Here is a 13343-nt window from a genome sequence, read left to right on the forward strand (position 1 = left end):
ACAAGAAAATTAAAAATTAAATGGTTTTCCCTGGTAAAGGGAAAATATTCATGGAGTTATTTTACATTTACAGTTTAGTTAAGGTATTTTGAAACTTCCTCATTCGTATAAACGTGGAAAGTCTCACCAACTTTTATTGAAGCGATTTCAGGCTCTTTCATTGAGCTTGCGTCGGCAAGTGCTGATTTAAGAGCTGCTACTCCAAGTTTTATTGTGTCTTCAAGGCTCATGTCATCCTTGTATTCTTTCTCAATATAATCGGTAACTGCATCTTTCCCTGCACCAATAGCCACTGATTTATATTCATTTATTGTTCCAGCGGGGTCACAATCAAATAATCTCGGGCCTATTGTGTCTGTACCAGCAAATATGATAGATACTCCGTATGGCCTGACGCCTCCAAATTGTGTGTACTGCTGCATCTGGTCGGCCACTTTTTTCACAAGGTTTTCTATATTTGTGAGCGAACCGTATGTTACCTTTTCCTGCTGTGCTCCAACCCTTGCAAAATCTATTAGTACCCTTGCATCAGCAACAAGACCTGATGTTACAGTTGCAACATTGTCATCTACAAGCTGAATTTTTTCCAATGAATTCTTTTCTACAAGCCTGCTTCTTGCCTTCTTTTCTGATAAAAGCAATACGCCGTCCTTGAATTTTATACCAAGGGCTGTTGAACCTTTCTTTACTGCTTCTCTTGCATACTCGACCTGAAATAATCTCCCATCAGGAGAAAATACTGTTATTGCTCTGTCATAAGCCATTTGACCCTGTTGCATTTATTCACCTCTTCCTTAATTATAATATAAGATTATAATCTTTTCTTCAAATCAATATGTATATTTCATTATAAAATTTTCCCTAATCCCGTAAAAGAAAAAAATGTTAAATACAGGATAATTAAATAGTTGAAAACACAAGGGATATATTAATAGATTTTATGTGTGCATATGTCACCATATAGAACTGTATTTGACAATTTTGCACATATAAGGAGAAATGGGTATTACGTTGATGCAGCAAAAGAATTTTTGAAATATGGAGGAACATCCATGAACATGGTTAATTTTCCGGATTATTTCTATACACCGGAATCACATTATGAAAAACTTTACAGGGAAACCATAGATGTTGCAAAAACAGTTAGAAATGCCGGGGTGGATACAGTGATTACAATCGGGCCATATCCACTGGATTATTTCTATTTCCAATCCGCAGGGAAGGACCCTGTAGAAGAAATGAAGAGAGGAATAGACATGGCGGCATCCATTATAACAGCCGGAAATGCTGATGCCATGGGAGAGATAGGTTACCCACATTTTCCCGTTGATGAAAAGGTCTACAGCGATTCCGGGACTATTCTGGAATATGCACTGGATGTATGCCATGACCATGATATTCCTTTGATCCTGCATACAGAGGATATGGATGAAGGAGGCTATTTGAGAATAGAATCTCTGATTAAAATGCATTACGGTGTTGATAGGGTAATAAAGCACCATGCAAATGCCACGGATATAAATTTTAATGATAGCATAACCAAATCATTTATTGCTTCAAGGAACAATATAAAAACTGCAGTAAGCTCTGGCAAGGATTTCTTACTGGAAACAGATTATACAGACCAGAAAGACAAGCCTGGCAAGGTTATTCCTGTATACTCGGTGCCGAAAAGGGCTGAAATGATAAAAAATTTATACGAAAATTATGATGAAATATTTCACAGGATTTTTGAGGAAGTGCCATTCAGGATTTACAGGAAGGAATTCTTCGACAGATGATTATTCATTGCCATATTATTATCATCTATATTGCGTTCCAGGATTTATTAGTAAGTTGGCACAATAAAATCCTTCTAATGATAAATATTTAAATGGCTATGGTATTCATAATGATAATGATCGACATCAGCAAATATGATAAACTACTGGAAGACCTTAAGGCAATGTTGTTTTCTGAACGAAAATCCAGAAAATTAAACAGGATAGAGCCTAATTTTTACAAAAATATACATTCATTGTTTGTTGAGTTAACGGAGGAAAAAGATAGGGTTGTATCCAGCGATATTACAGAATATATGGAAATAACTAAACTCCTTGATGAAGTAAGGAAAAATTTTAAGGCATTTTTTCAGGTGAGATTCGAGAAAATTGGGAAGTACTCCGTGTATGATGAAATAGAGGAATACCTTTACAATATGAGCCCCGAGGAAAAGAATATAATGAAGGAATTGAACGCCCAGATGAAGGGGTACTACGATGATTTTACCGGCATAACGAGGCAAACAGAGGAAATTCCAGAGATGCCTGAAGAAGAAAATATTGTGGAAGAACCTCCTGAGAAAAATATTACAGAACCTGAAATCGAAGAAGCGCCGGTTCCAGAAGAAATGGTGCTCGTGAGGATAATTAAAGACCAGCCACCAATAGCGCAACCTGATAGGGATTATTATCTGCACAGGAATGATATACTGTATATTTCAGGTTCATTTGCAAAAATGCTTAGTTCCCACGGAGTCTGTTCTTATATTGAAAAAGGTAAAAAATTATAAGCAGATATTATATTGCTAATCCATGGAAAAAATATGTGAAGTCAAAGGATGCAATGAAAAAAGTTTTCAAACGGTGCCAGCTGACCTGGCCGGAAAGGTTTTCTCATTGAAGGAAGAGAAAACCAAGGTCCATCTATGCAAAGTTCATTACAAGGAGTACAAGAAGAATACTAAAAAAGAAAGGGAAACACAGAGAATGGACTGGTAAGTTTTTAGATGGAAGGCATTTCAGCGATTATAACTGTTCTTAACGAAGAGAAAAATATAAGGGACCTTATGGTTTCCCTAATTTCCCAGGAACAACCATTTGAAGTTATTGTAGTTGACTCCATGAGCACGGATAAAACCCCGAAGATACTGAAGGAGTACGCTGAAAAATATGATTTCGTGAAATATTATAGAAAAAAAACAACCAGAGGCGGCGGAAGGAATTATGGCGCATCGAAATCAAATTATGATTATCTAGCATTCATCGATGGCGATGCAATAGCTGGCGAGTCATGGATTAAAAATTTAAGGGCTTTAACACAAAATTATAACCTTGTTGCCGGTAAAAGCATCAATACAGGCAATATGAGATATTCCATGGAGAGGTTCAAGCTTTATTATGGGGGATTTGAGGTTACGCGCCCTTCCTCTAATTTAATGTATTCAAAATCGCTTTTTCAAAGCATAGGTGGCTTCGATGAAAATTTTGTAACTGCCGAGGATATTGATATGAATATACGGGCAGTAAAATCCGGTGCGAAATATGCAGTATGTGATACCTGCATTGTATATACAAAAACAAGGGAAACTTTCAGGGATTTTAAAAAACAGGCATACTGGAACGGATACGGAAGGCGCCAGCTAAAGGAAAAGTATGGCAGAACACTGGAATTGTCCCACAGGCTGAATATGAAAGATCTATTCTCGCCTACATATGTTATCAGGAATTTTTATGGCTTAAGAGGTTACCTGCACTGCATGCTGAAAAGCAAAAAATAAACTTTGTTTTATCCGGATTCTATCATCAATGCCTGGCGATAAAACACGACAGGATCTTTTTTTCTGCATTTCTTATGTGCAATAAAGCAGTGGGTTTAGATATGGAAAACCTGCGTGCGATATCATCAAGGCTTGTGGTCCTTGGCCAATCCAGGTATCCACTATTGTATGCTTCCTGAATTATCTTTTTCTCTGTCGGGGTAAGGCGCATAATATTCATTTCCTGGTTTAGATTCCTCGATATATCCATTATGCTATCTCCAGAACTCACAGATGTATAATCAAAATACTTTATTTTATTATTCTTTTCTATAAGTTCTAAATCATGCATCACAGAAGATTTATCAAAGTGCATAATAAAATAACTCTCTCCACCATTAAACGCAATGAAAGGGTACATTGGAATTCCGCCACTTTCGTTTATAGATTGCATTATATTATGCCCCTTTTTTGTGCCTATGAACATGTTTGCATATTTCCCCTTGATGAACCTGATGGTACTGAAATCACGCCGGTATATATTATTGATATCACTTCCTATGGAATATGCTATCAGGGAATTTGCACTATCGCTCATATTATAAATATTCGATATTATAATCTTTGATTCGTTATTTTCGGTTGATTTTGATAGGCTACAGTCTCCCGCTACATGGACACTCAGGAAATACATATTAAAATAGCCCAATCGAGTATATAACTTTAATTAACACGCAATATTGCAAATGACGGTTTAAATAGCATAGTACTTATTCCATTGAATTTTCTGGAGTGCAGCGGTCATTAAAATTTTTCTATACCTACTCTATTATTGATCATGCAAAATCATTATTGTGCATTTAATTTAAAATTCTTTTTTATTGGCAATCATACCACGGGGCTATTATCCTGCTATAATATGTTATATTAACAGATTATATAGTGGCATACAATAATACATAATGCTAACTGATGATACTTTGCGGGAGGGAATGCAAACTCCCGGATTTGCCATGTCTTATGATGAAAAGATAGAACTTGCAAAACTTATTTCTTCTGCCGGAATTAAGCGGGCACTTGTTGCCTACCCACCGGCACATAAATCTGAATTTGAGGTTACAGCTGCTATTGTGGATGGCAAATATTTTCAGCAGGTATTTGGGCTTGGGCGCACAGTAAAGGAAGATATTGATATGATTAATGAAACTGGAGCGAATATTTCACTTCATCTGCCATTTAAACTTGACAATATGGGCCAGGTGTATGAGAATATCAAATATGCGTGTACACTTGGAAAAATTGTTGAAATTGGCTTTGTGGATATAGATATGTTCAGCGTTGAACAGATAACAAAGTTTTGCCATAAAATGGAAGAGCTAAATGTTGATGTGGTCCAGCTGCCAGATACACGTGGTAAAATGAATCCTGCAGCAATAAAAAATGTCTTTGAAGCTGCAAAAAAAGCCACAAATATAAAAATAGAAGCCCATTGCCATAATGACTACGGAATGGCAGTAGCCAATACAATATCAGCAATATCGGCAGGTGTCGATTATATAGATACAACAATATTTGGCACAGGAGAAAGGAATGGCATTGCTGATTCTATAACACTGGCAGATTATCTAATGAAAAATAATCTGGAAAAGTCACTGGATATAAAGGGCATTATAAAAGCATACAATTATGTGTATGGCCTTATTCTAAAGAAAATTGGCATGAATTTCTTTACAGATAATTTGCCAGTGTATGGAAACAATTCTGGGATACAGACAGCTGGAACCCATGTAGCCTATGGAAATGCATTTACCGAAAAGAATTATTCTGTGAACGTTTATACCGGGAAGAAAATGATTATGGAGATACTGGATAACAATAATGTAACATATGATAGAGAAAAAATAGGGAAAATAGTGTCCATGATTAAGGATGAATCTGCTATCCGTGGTGAGGCTTTGCCCGTTAAGGATATTATAAAAATCGCAGATGGTGCCATATGAAGAGGGTTATAGAATTAGGGCAGATAGTAGCTGGGCCCACTGCAGGATTAATTTTTGCCGATATGGGATTCGAGGTTATAAAAGTTGAAAAACCATGCAGCGGTGATATATCAAGGGAATTAACCGGAACCAGTGCTGGAACATTTATGTATTATAACAGGGGCAAAAAGAGCCTTGAACTGGATATCAAAACAGATTTTGGAAAAGAAGTATTGACTAAACTTTTGAGTACTGCAGATATTATTGTAGAAAATATGGCACCCGGCACTATGAAAAAAATTGGATTCTCCTATGAAGATGTTAAAAAAATCAATAGCCGAATCATATATGTATCCATAAAGGGATATATGGAAGGCCCTTACGAAAATAGAAAATCCCTTGATTATCCAGTAGAAATAGAATCTGGACTTGCTTATATGACCGGGACAAAAGACCGGCCGATGAGAATGGGTGCATCGATAGTAGACATGGTAGCTGCTATACTTGGTGTTACAAAGTCTTTCCAGTTAATTTCAGAAAATAAGGGCGGGCTGGTAGAAATAGGCCTTTTTGAAACTGCAATGTTTCTGGCGGGGCAGCATATAGCAACATACCAGATAGAAAAAAAGGGTCTGGAGCCAATAAATGAAATGAATTTTGCCTGGGGCATATATGACTATTTTATGTCATCTGATAATAAGAAACTTTTCATAGCTGTAGCCACGGATGACCAGTGGAAAAAGTTCTGTGAAGGTTTCGGGCTGGAAAGCCTGATCGCAGATGAAAAATTTTCCAGCAACAATGCAAGATATATGCACAGAGATTTTCTTATACCATTAATTCAGAAGAGGTTATTATCTATGAATTATGAAGAGATAAAAAATATACTGGATTTATATAATATAAGTTACGGAACGCTTAATAAGCCCTGGGAACTTTTGCATGACCCGCAGGCTCTAAACTATATGGTAAATATGAATTACAACAATAATAGCTATGAGGTCCCGAGGCTTCCGTTTTCGGTGGCGCAGAATAATAACGCACCGCCACTTGGAAACTGTACCAAAAAAATACTGTCTGATCTGGGTTATAGCGATACCAGGATAGAAGAGGCAATAAAAACAATGATTAAATAAGGTATATTTGATCTAACATATTATAATACTACTTTATATATACTTTTAATATGCATTTTTATGCAAAATAAACCTTATGAAGGTAGTGTTGGGGATCGCCTTGATCGATTGCCGGTGAGCAAGTTCCATACGAAGTTTCTTCTGTACGTTACAGGAGGCGAATTTATAATTACGTTCCTTGTCTTGCTAGTCGGAAGTTTGCTGGCCATTATTTCTGAAGTTTTTCACCTGTCAACAGATGTGTCAACTTATATCATGCCAACAGCGTTCTATAGCGGGATGGTTGTCGGAACATTTGCATTCGGGAGGCTTGCCGATATATATGGCAGGAAGAAAATTTATTTTGTTAATCTACTGGTTTTTGCAATCGGTGCGATAATTGCAGGATTAATGTCAAATTACATACTTATAGGAGTGTTTATGTTCATTGCGGGGATTGGCACCGGTGCAGAAATACCGCTAGGAGATACATACATAAGCGAAACTATGACGAAGCGCAATAGGGGTAGAAGGTTAGCATTAGTATACACGATAGGTGTGATTAGTGCTCCATTAGGTGCGTTCTGGCTGTTAGAGATGTCTAACATCAACCTTGCGGATAGCTGGAGAATTTTCCTAATAGTTCTAGGTGTAGCCGCCTTGGTATTTCAGGTAATACGATTCAGAATGAAAGAGTCTCCCAGGTGGCTGGAATCTGTTGGTAGATATAAAGACGCAAACAATCTTATGAATAGCATTGAAGAAGAGGTTATGAAAGAAAAAGATATAAGTTCACTCCCGCCGGTTGAGAACCATACAGAGGTACTTAAGGAGAAACCGAAATGGATAGACCTTTTTGATAAAAAATTACGGAAAAATACCATTATGGTAATTATATTCCAATATGCGCAAAGTGGTGTGTTTTTCGGGTTTACAGCTCTTGTGCCCACTCTTCTTATTGCAAAGGGATATTCTTTAGCCTCAACCTTTTTATTTAGCATAATTATCTATATGGGATTTCTAGTAGGCAGTCTAGTCAATTTACTGTATATAGACAAATTAGAGAGAAAAATTGGTGTTTGTTTGTTTGTAGGCCTGGCAGGAATTTTTGGCATTATATTCTCTATTGCTAATAATTCAGCAGAGATAGTGCTATTTGGATTCATTGTAGCTTTTATGCTATGGAATATGTCTAACTTTTTCCATCAGTATCAGGCTGAGATATTCCCAACAAAACTTAGAGGTTCTGGAACTGGCATGGGGCAGGGCATAAATGCCATAGCGTCAGCGTCGGTACCAACCCTTATTGTAGTATTTGTTCTATCGCATGGATCGCTTGCGGTATTTTCTGTTCTGGGGATACTTGTTGTGATTACAATAGTTGATATAATGTTATTTGGGCCAAAAACAAGCCAGAGAGAATTGGAGTCTATATCTAACATGTGATTGAACATGGACACACATAAAGTGGTACACAAATACGGAAATGGAAAAGTGAGAATTGTTCTATTTCAAGGGTGGGGTTTACCACCTTTTTTATGGAGTAAAACACTTCAATTTTTTGATTTGAATAAATTTGAAATAATGACAATTGACCTGGGAAAAATTGATTTGGAACAAAATTGCGATCTCAATTCATTCTGCAATATAATAAATGATATTCTAACTAGAAATAGCTTTTACCCAGATTTTTTATTTGGCCATTCCATGGGTGCTACCATAATGATCAGTTTATTGTTAAATTTCAGTGTTAAACCAAAAGGGATAGTATTTATAGATTCCGGGCTTAAACCCTCCGTTAGAAACAGTGAACTAATGCCACTAATTAACAGAAATTCGGGTAATATTGGTACATACAGGACAATACTGAGATCATTCTTTAGAAATATCGATTTTAATGACTTGGAAAAGATTACAGATGAATTTATGCAGTATAATATAGATGTTTTAAAATGCCAGTTAAAAGCTATATCTCGTTATGATTTTACAAGCACAGCTAATTTTTTAACATTGCCAGCGCTGATTATATTTGGAGAATATGACAAAAATAGAAATTTTGAAGAGCTTCAAGATGTTCATATTAGGATTAAAAATTCTACCATTGTTGTTTTCAAGAATTCTGCACATTGTCCAATGTTTGAGGAACCACTTAGATTTGCTGATATTGTCCAGAAGTTTATAGATGAAATAAGTTGAATTAATATTATACACATTTTATATTGCTATGTCTATTTTATGTTGCAACAGCTATGCATGCAGTAGCGATTATTAATCCAAACATAAACAGGTATACAACCTCATTTTTCCTTGATAACACAAGGTCGCCCATTATATTTTTGTTTCTGCCAATTATCCACATCATTGCTAGAGGGGCAATCAATGCAAAAACAAAGAATATCAGGAGGTATAGAACAATGGCTATCATGCTTGATGGGTTGATAATTAAGACAGCTATTACGGCTGGCAGGCTTTCAAGTATATATACGATCCAGTATGATTTCTTTTTCATGTTAAGAGATTCAGCTATGCCCCATGCACTCCCGAGGGATATGGTAATAAGTGCAATAAAACCTGCAGCTATTAATCCTATCCCAAGGATAATTGGTGAGAAATCTCCTGCTACCGGAATAAGTACTTTGCCAAGTTGCTGTGGAGTTGCAAAAAAGGATGAATGGCTTGCATGTGGGATTCCCGCAAAAGCCATTTCAGCAATGACCATAAGAAGTTCAGTCACTATGGCCCCGGCGAGTGTTTCTTTGCGCATTATTCTGAGCGACCTGCGCCGGGTAATTCTTATATGTCCACCATCCAGATCACCGAGTTTCAGCCCGGTAGCTGATGCCTGGAAGAATATCATAAATGGCATTATTACTGCACCAACATTAGCTGCAAGCAGGAAGAAATACCCTGCGGTAGGTTTTATCAATATGGGGTTGGCCAGAGGTGATGACACAGGTATAATACCTCTCAATGCCAGCGATAGAAGCAATGCGATTATCAAAAGCAGTGAAATTATAATAAGGGGCTTTTCAGCCTCGCTATATTTTTTTCTTGTGACAATTAATATGTGTATAACATATATAACTGGAATAGTATAATAAATTGAAAGCCCCATTATTTCCAGGCCTATTCCTATTCCAAGGTATTCAATGCCATAGGTTACTGTATCGGTTAAAGCCATGGGCAAAGCAACAATGGATGCTATTCTTTTCCCATAATTTTTCCTGACAATGTCCCCCAGCCCGCCTTTAGTTGCTATCCCGATTCTTCCAGCAAGTTCCTGAATCACATATAGCGGTATTATAAGAATGAGCATAAGCCATATTAAGCCATATCCAAGAGTTGCACCAGTTTGTGCTGCTCCAATATATGAGGAGGCATCCATATCAGCCATCATGACAAGCCATGCAGGCCCGAATAGGGCGATGGTATCCCTGTTTAATAATCTCCGCCTTTTATGTAAATCGTCTACGTCCATTAGCTACATCCCTGAACCTACAATACAATATGGCTGTGTTGTATTTTTAGGTTAGCCAAAGTGTATATTTAAATGTTTGTTAGGCATACCTAACTAATTGTATTGCAGCATATTCAGGATGTATCAACTTATAGAACGTACAAAATAAACGGGATTTGTTAAAATTTTTGCTGGTATAAAAATGTTAAAATGCTCTGATATGTATAAATGGGACCGTCCGAATTTGAATCGGAGTCACCAACACCCCAAGCTGGTAGGATACCAAGCTACCCCACGGTCCCTTGTGTTATGAATATCCAGATAGGATATAAAAATTTTCAATAGCAGAAATTATATTATAATTCTGCACATAATATTAATTATAAATTTTTATGGTTCTTCAGGAATATGAGATAACCTCATCCAGCAGGTCTGCGTTTGAAAGTATCATCCTTCTGCAGCAGTACCTGTCAACGCCAAGGTTGTCAAGTATCTCTGATTTTTCTTTGCCAGTAGGGTCGTGTCCGGTATCCTTGCGTATTTTTTTAGATTCTTCTACAAATCTTACGTAATCGGAACCGATAACCTTGCCACAGCTGAAACATCTCACCGGTATTATCATGATATCACCTGTATGATTTCTGCCTCTTCGCCCTGGCTCCTGAACCCATAGGTTTTTTCGGCATTTTTCTCCTTATGTCGTTTACCAGCATCGTCCTGTCATATGTCCTGATTGTGTTTTCCAGTTCGTGGTCATCTGAGAAGTATTTTACTATTCCCTTTGCCATTGCAGTTCTTGCGGCGTCTGTTTGCCCGGTATTTCCTCCCCCGGTTACCTTTATTTCTATATCTATTTCATTTGCCCTGTCTCCCAGTATCTTCAGGGGCTCCATGACTTTATTTCTCAAAAGTTCTATAGGATAGAGTTCTACCGGTTTGCCGTTTATGAAGACTTTTCCGTTGCCCTTGCGGGTTATGGCCCTTGCAACTGCAGTTTTTCTCTTTCCTATTGTAAGTATTTCATTGCTCATTGGTTCTCACCTAATATCTTTGAAATGTCTCCCAGTGTTATAAATCCTGTTGCGTTTGTATTCATAGCCTTGTCTATTTTAACAAATTCAACATCAGTTAAGGATTTTGGTATGCCGCTGTATACCTTGCACCTTTTAAGTGCTTCAAGCCCCTTTGTTTTCTTTATTGGAAGCATTTCACTTACCGATCTTCTCATAATCTGGTCCGGTGTTCTGGGATAGTATGGACCTTTTCTTACACTTCCTATATTTCTCCTGTGGTTAAATTTATCAAGAATAAACTTCCTGCTTCCTGTTATGGCTATTTTAGAAGCATTAACTATAACGACCTCTTCGCCTGAAAGAAGCTGTTTCGCCACATAGGTTGAAAGCCTTCCGTAAATATGGTTGTCGCCATCAATATATATCATATTTATCACTTTATAATTTTTAAATTGGTACCCTTTGGATTTTCATTGGCAAGATCCTTTAACTCTATGAACTCGCTACCTGATTCGGCAAGTTTAAGCTTTGCCTTATCACTTGCTTTTACCGCTGCAATTCTGACCTTTTTATGGAGTATTCCTGATGAAAGAAGTGTTCCGGGTATAACCACGGTATCTCCCTCAGAAACAACCCTGTCAAGTTTCCCAAGGTTCACGTTTGCGTAATGGTTTCTTGAAGAATTTAATCGAGAGGCAATATCACGCCAGAATATGCTCTGGCTTTCCCTCGATCTTTCAAGCAAATTATTTATTACATCTATTAAATAGACGCTTGTCTTTCTCTCTACTTTGATCGACATAGGGCTATATTGATAATTAATTAATAAATTTATTGAATGCCTGAGCTACAAAGAAAGACAGGGGCAATGCTTGATTGCCGGCAAACAGGCAGATGCTGCCAGGAAAAGGTCAATTAAGGCTTTTGCCCTTCGTCTCCGGTGCAAGCAGGAAAGTAATGGAAAAACCTATTACTTCAAACACCACAAGGAAAATCAGGACAAATGTAAATGGCAGTGTAAATAGTATAATTGGAAATGCTATGGTGCCAACAATAGCACCTATTCTGGATACTGATGTGGCAAAACCCATTGCTGTTCCACGAATCCTTGTTGGGAATATCTCCACAGGATAATCATAGGTAAGGTTTGTTGGCCCCATATTGTGGAAAAGGTGCATTGTTGCGAAGGAGAAGAAAGTCAGGAGGATTCCAAGGGCAATAAAATTTGATACTGCAGCAAAGATAATAAGAGAAACAGCGGCACCGCCAAAACCTATTAGCTCCAGGCTCTTCCTCCCGGTTTTTTCAACATAGTACATGCATATAAGAAAACCTATAAAGACTGGCAATTCCTCAAGGAGGGTGGCAAGAACAACCATAACAATGTTCGAATTGCTATAAGCAAAAGCAGATGGGGTATATTCCCAGACGCCATAACTGGAAACATCGTATGAAAACCATGCAACTGAGACGAATATAGTATAATAAAGATATTTTTTGGAGAATAAATCCCTGATTTTTGAATTTCCACTTTCCACAACAGGAAGTTCGTCCACTTCCATGCCTGCTGATTTGCCCAGGTAATTAGATGATTTTAATGCTTCACTGTCTCTTCCTTTTCCTGTGAGCCAGAATGGGCTCTCTGGCAGGTTTCTCCGCGATAGTATAACGAAAAAGGGTATAATTGCACCTGTAAGGTATAATATTCTCCAGTTTATAGCTGCAGGAATGTAAAGGATAACAGGAATTGCAACCAGAAGCAGCACTATTCCGCCTATTGTCCATGAAAATATGTTAAACACGAGGAATTTTCCACGCTTGTTTTTCGGTGAAAATTCTGCCTGGATTGATGAGCTTATTGGATAATCTGCACCAATTCCTACACCTGCCAGAATTTCGAATATGATAAATTCAAGGATATTGGTAGAAATTCCACTCATAATGAGGAATACCATAGTTATTATCAAATCGTATTCGTATATTTTTTTCCTGCCATACTTATCGGAGAGGTTCCCAAGGATTATGCTTCCAAAGAACATTCCTATAAACAGGGAAGAACCCATGAATGCAATGTAATAAACGTAAAATGGCGTTCCAGAAACCAGGTGGAAGTAATCACGCATATAAAGTATGGCAATTGAGTAAATTGAAAGCACATAGCCATCCATGAAAATACCCATTGAGGAAAGCAGTGTTATTTTGAGCAGAATCGGGCTTACTGGCAGTTCATCTATTCTTTTATGAACAGAAAGCATCTTAATC

16 protein-coding genes and 1 tRNA gene are annotated in these 13343 nt (G+C 37.4%); 8 read left to right on the top strand and 9 right to left on the bottom strand.

What is annotated here, in order from left to right; genetic code table 11:
* Window positions 1–74: 74 nt before the first annotated feature.
* Window positions 75–779: an archaeal proteasome endopeptidase complex subunit alpha gene (gene psmA / locus FACI_RS03390; RefSeq protein WP_019841472.1), complete on the bottom strand. Its 705-nt coding sequence runs from the start codon at window positions 777–779 to the stop codon at window positions 75–77.
* Between the two features lie 171 nt (window positions 780–950).
* Between psmA and FACI_RS03395 the strand changes: the two genes are divergently transcribed.
* From FACI_RS03395 to FACI_RS03410, 4 genes are all read left to right on the top strand, one after another.
* Window positions 951–1781: a TatD family hydrolase gene (locus tag FACI_RS03395; RefSeq protein ID WP_009886718.1), complete on the top strand. Its 831-nt coding sequence runs from the start codon at window positions 951–953 to the stop codon at window positions 1779–1781.
* A 116-nt stretch (window positions 1782–1897) separates the two neighbouring features.
* The gene (locus FACI_RS03400) at window positions 1898–2551 is read left to right on the top strand and encodes a hypothetical protein (RefSeq protein ID WP_148285721.1); all 654 of its coding nucleotides are present in this window, start codon (window positions 1898–1900) and stop codon (window positions 2549–2551) included.
* 22 nt (window positions 2552–2573) lie between these two features.
* The gene (locus FACI_RS03405; protein ID WP_009886720.1) at window positions 2574–2759 is read left to right on the top strand and encodes a hypothetical protein; all 186 of its coding nucleotides are present in this window, start codon (window positions 2574–2576) and stop codon (window positions 2757–2759) included.
* A gap of 8 nt (window positions 2760–2767) precedes the next feature.
* A complete protein-coding gene (locus FACI_RS03410) occupies window positions 2768–3538 on the top strand; it encodes a glycosyltransferase (RefSeq protein ID WP_009886721.1) in 771 nt (256 codons plus the stop codon).
* Between the two features lie 25 nt (window positions 3539–3563).
* Here FACI_RS03410 and FACI_RS03415 read toward each other — a convergent pair whose 3' ends face one another.
* Window positions 3564–4211: a helix-turn-helix domain-containing protein gene (locus FACI_RS03415; protein ID WP_009886722.1), complete on the bottom strand. Its 648-nt coding sequence runs from the start codon at window positions 4209–4211 to the stop codon at window positions 3564–3566.
* A gap of 268 nt (window positions 4212–4479) precedes the next feature.
* Here FACI_RS03415 and FACI_RS03420 point away from each other — a divergent pair, with 268 nt between their 5' ends.
* Genes FACI_RS03420 through FACI_RS03435 form a run of 4 tightly spaced genes read left to right on the top strand, consistent with a single transcriptional unit; the run spans window position 4480 to window position 8807 of the window.
* Entirely contained in the window at window positions 4480–5517 is a 1038-nt protein-coding gene (locus FACI_RS03420; protein ID WP_009886723.1) for a 2-isopropylmalate synthase, read from the top strand.
* Complete coding sequence (locus FACI_RS03425) at window positions 5514–6632, top strand: CaiB/BaiF CoA transferase family protein (RefSeq protein ID WP_009886724.1); 1119 nt, start codon at window positions 5514–5516, stop codon at window positions 6630–6632. Before FACI_RS03420 ends, FACI_RS03425 begins: the two co-directional genes overlap by 4 nt.
* A gap of 60 nt (window positions 6633–6692) precedes the next feature.
* Complete coding sequence (locus FACI_RS03430) at window positions 6693–8057, top strand: MFS transporter (protein WP_009886725.1); 1365 nt, start codon at window positions 6693–6695, stop codon at window positions 8055–8057.
* Window positions 8058–8063: 6 nt separating this feature from the next.
* Complete coding sequence (locus FACI_RS03435) at window positions 8064–8807, top strand: alpha/beta fold hydrolase (protein ID WP_009886726.1); 744 nt, start codon at window positions 8064–8066, stop codon at window positions 8805–8807.
* A 37-nt stretch (window positions 8808–8844) separates the two neighbouring features.
* On the opposite strand, the gene FACI_RS03440 is transcribed toward FACI_RS03435, so the two are convergent.
* The 7 genes from FACI_RS03440 to FACI_RS03470 all read right to left on the bottom strand — a co-directional run bounded on the left by FACI_RS03440 (window position 8845) and on the right by FACI_RS03470 (window position 13336).
* Window positions 8845–10089, bottom strand: a complete 1245-nt coding sequence (locus FACI_RS03440) for an NRAMP family divalent metal transporter (RefSeq protein ID WP_009886727.1) — start codon at window positions 10087–10089, stop codon at window positions 8845–8847.
* A 208-nt stretch (window positions 10090–10297) separates the two neighbouring features.
* A tRNA-Pro gene (locus FACI_RS03445) sits at window positions 10298–10370 on the bottom strand.
* A gap of 98 nt (window positions 10371–10468) precedes the next feature.
* A complete protein-coding gene (locus FACI_RS03450) occupies window positions 10469–10690 on the bottom strand; it encodes a DNA-directed RNA polymerase subunit N (protein ID WP_009886728.1) in 222 nt (73 codons plus the stop codon).
* Window positions 10691–10694: 4 nt separating this feature from the next.
* Window positions 10695–11099 carry a 30S ribosomal protein S9 gene (locus FACI_RS03455; RefSeq protein WP_009886729.1) on the bottom strand — a complete coding sequence of 135 codons (405 nt, stop codon included), beginning with the start codon at window positions 11097–11099 and terminating at the stop codon, window positions 10695–10697.
* Window positions 11096–11509, bottom strand: coding sequence for a 50S ribosomal protein L13 (locus FACI_RS03460; RefSeq protein ID WP_009886730.1), 414 nt, complete (start codon window positions 11507–11509; stop codon window positions 11096–11098). Before FACI_RS03460 ends, FACI_RS03455 begins: the two co-directional genes overlap by 4 nt.
* Window positions 11510–11514: 5 nt before the next feature.
* Window positions 11515–11883 carry a 50S ribosomal protein L18e gene (locus FACI_RS03465; RefSeq protein ID WP_009886731.1) on the bottom strand — a complete coding sequence of 123 codons (369 nt, stop codon included), beginning with the start codon at window positions 11881–11883 and terminating at the stop codon, window positions 11515–11517.
* A 109-nt stretch (window positions 11884–11992) separates the two neighbouring features.
* A complete protein-coding gene (locus FACI_RS03470; protein ID WP_009886732.1) occupies window positions 11993–13336 on the bottom strand; it encodes an MFS transporter in 1344 nt (447 codons plus the stop codon).
* Between the last annotated feature and the right edge of the window lie 7 nt (window positions 13337–13343).

This window comes from Ferroplasma acidarmanus Fer1 (assembly GCF_000152265.2).
Classification (GTDB): domain Archaea; phylum Thermoplasmatota; class Thermoplasmata; order Thermoplasmatales; family Thermoplasmataceae; genus Ferroplasma; species Ferroplasma acidiphilum.

Excerpts from the sequence above, each read along its gene's own strand:
- FACI_RS03430 (WP_009886725.1), top strand. The coding sequence starts at position 6,693 with ATGCAAAATAAACCTTATGAAGGTAGTGTTGGGGATCGCCTTGATCGA.
- FACI_RS03405 (WP_009886720.1), top strand. The coding sequence starts at position 2,574 with ATGGAAAAAATATGTGAAGTCAAAGGATGCAATGAAAAAAGTTTTCAA.
- FACI_RS03435 (WP_009886726.1), top strand. The coding sequence starts at position 8,064 with ATGGACACACATAAAGTGGTACACAAATACGGAAATGGAAAAGTGAGA.
- FACI_RS03440 (WP_009886727.1), bottom strand. The coding sequence starts at position 10,089 with ATGGACGTAGACGATTTACATAAAAGGCGGAGATTATTAAACAGGGAT.
- psmA (WP_019841472.1), bottom strand. The coding sequence starts at position 779 with ATGCAACAGGGTCAAATGGCTTATGACAGAGCAATAACAGTATTTTCT.
- FACI_RS03410 (WP_009886721.1), top strand. The coding sequence starts at position 2,768 with ATGGAAGGCATTTCAGCGATTATAACTGTTCTTAACGAAGAGAAAAAT.
- FACI_RS03395 (WP_009886718.1), top strand. The coding sequence starts at position 951 with ATGTCACCATATAGAACTGTATTTGACAATTTTGCACATATAAGGAGA.
- FACI_RS03455 (WP_009886729.1), bottom strand. The coding sequence starts at position 11,099 with ATGAGCAATGAAATACTTACAATAGGAAAGAGAAAAACTGCAGTTGCA.
- FACI_RS03420 (WP_009886723.1), top strand. The coding sequence starts at position 4,480 with ATGCTAACTGATGATACTTTGCGGGAGGGAATGCAAACTCCCGGATTT.
- FACI_RS03470 (WP_009886732.1), bottom strand. The coding sequence starts at position 13,336 with ATGCTTTCTGTTCATAAAAGAATAGATGAACTGCCAGTAAGCCCGATT.
- FACI_RS03425 (WP_009886724.1), top strand. The coding sequence starts at position 5,514 with ATGAAGAGGGTTATAGAATTAGGGCAGATAGTAGCTGGGCCCACTGCA.
- FACI_RS03450 (WP_009886728.1), bottom strand. The coding sequence starts at position 10,690 with ATGATAATACCGGTGAGATGTTTCAGCTGTGGCAAGGTTATCGGTTCC.
- FACI_RS03460 (WP_009886730.1), bottom strand. The coding sequence starts at position 11,509 with ATGATATATATTGATGGCGACAACCATATTTACGGAAGGCTTTCAACC.
- FACI_RS03400 (WP_148285721.1), top strand. The coding sequence starts at position 1,898 with ATGATCGACATCAGCAAATATGATAAACTACTGGAAGACCTTAAGGCA.
- FACI_RS03465 (WP_009886731.1), bottom strand. The coding sequence starts at position 11,883 with ATGTCGATCAAAGTAGAGAGAAAGACAAGCGTCTATTTAATAGATGTA.
- FACI_RS03415 (WP_009886722.1), bottom strand. The coding sequence starts at position 4,211 with ATGTATTTCCTGAGTGTCCATGTAGCGGGAGACTGTAGCCTATCAAAA.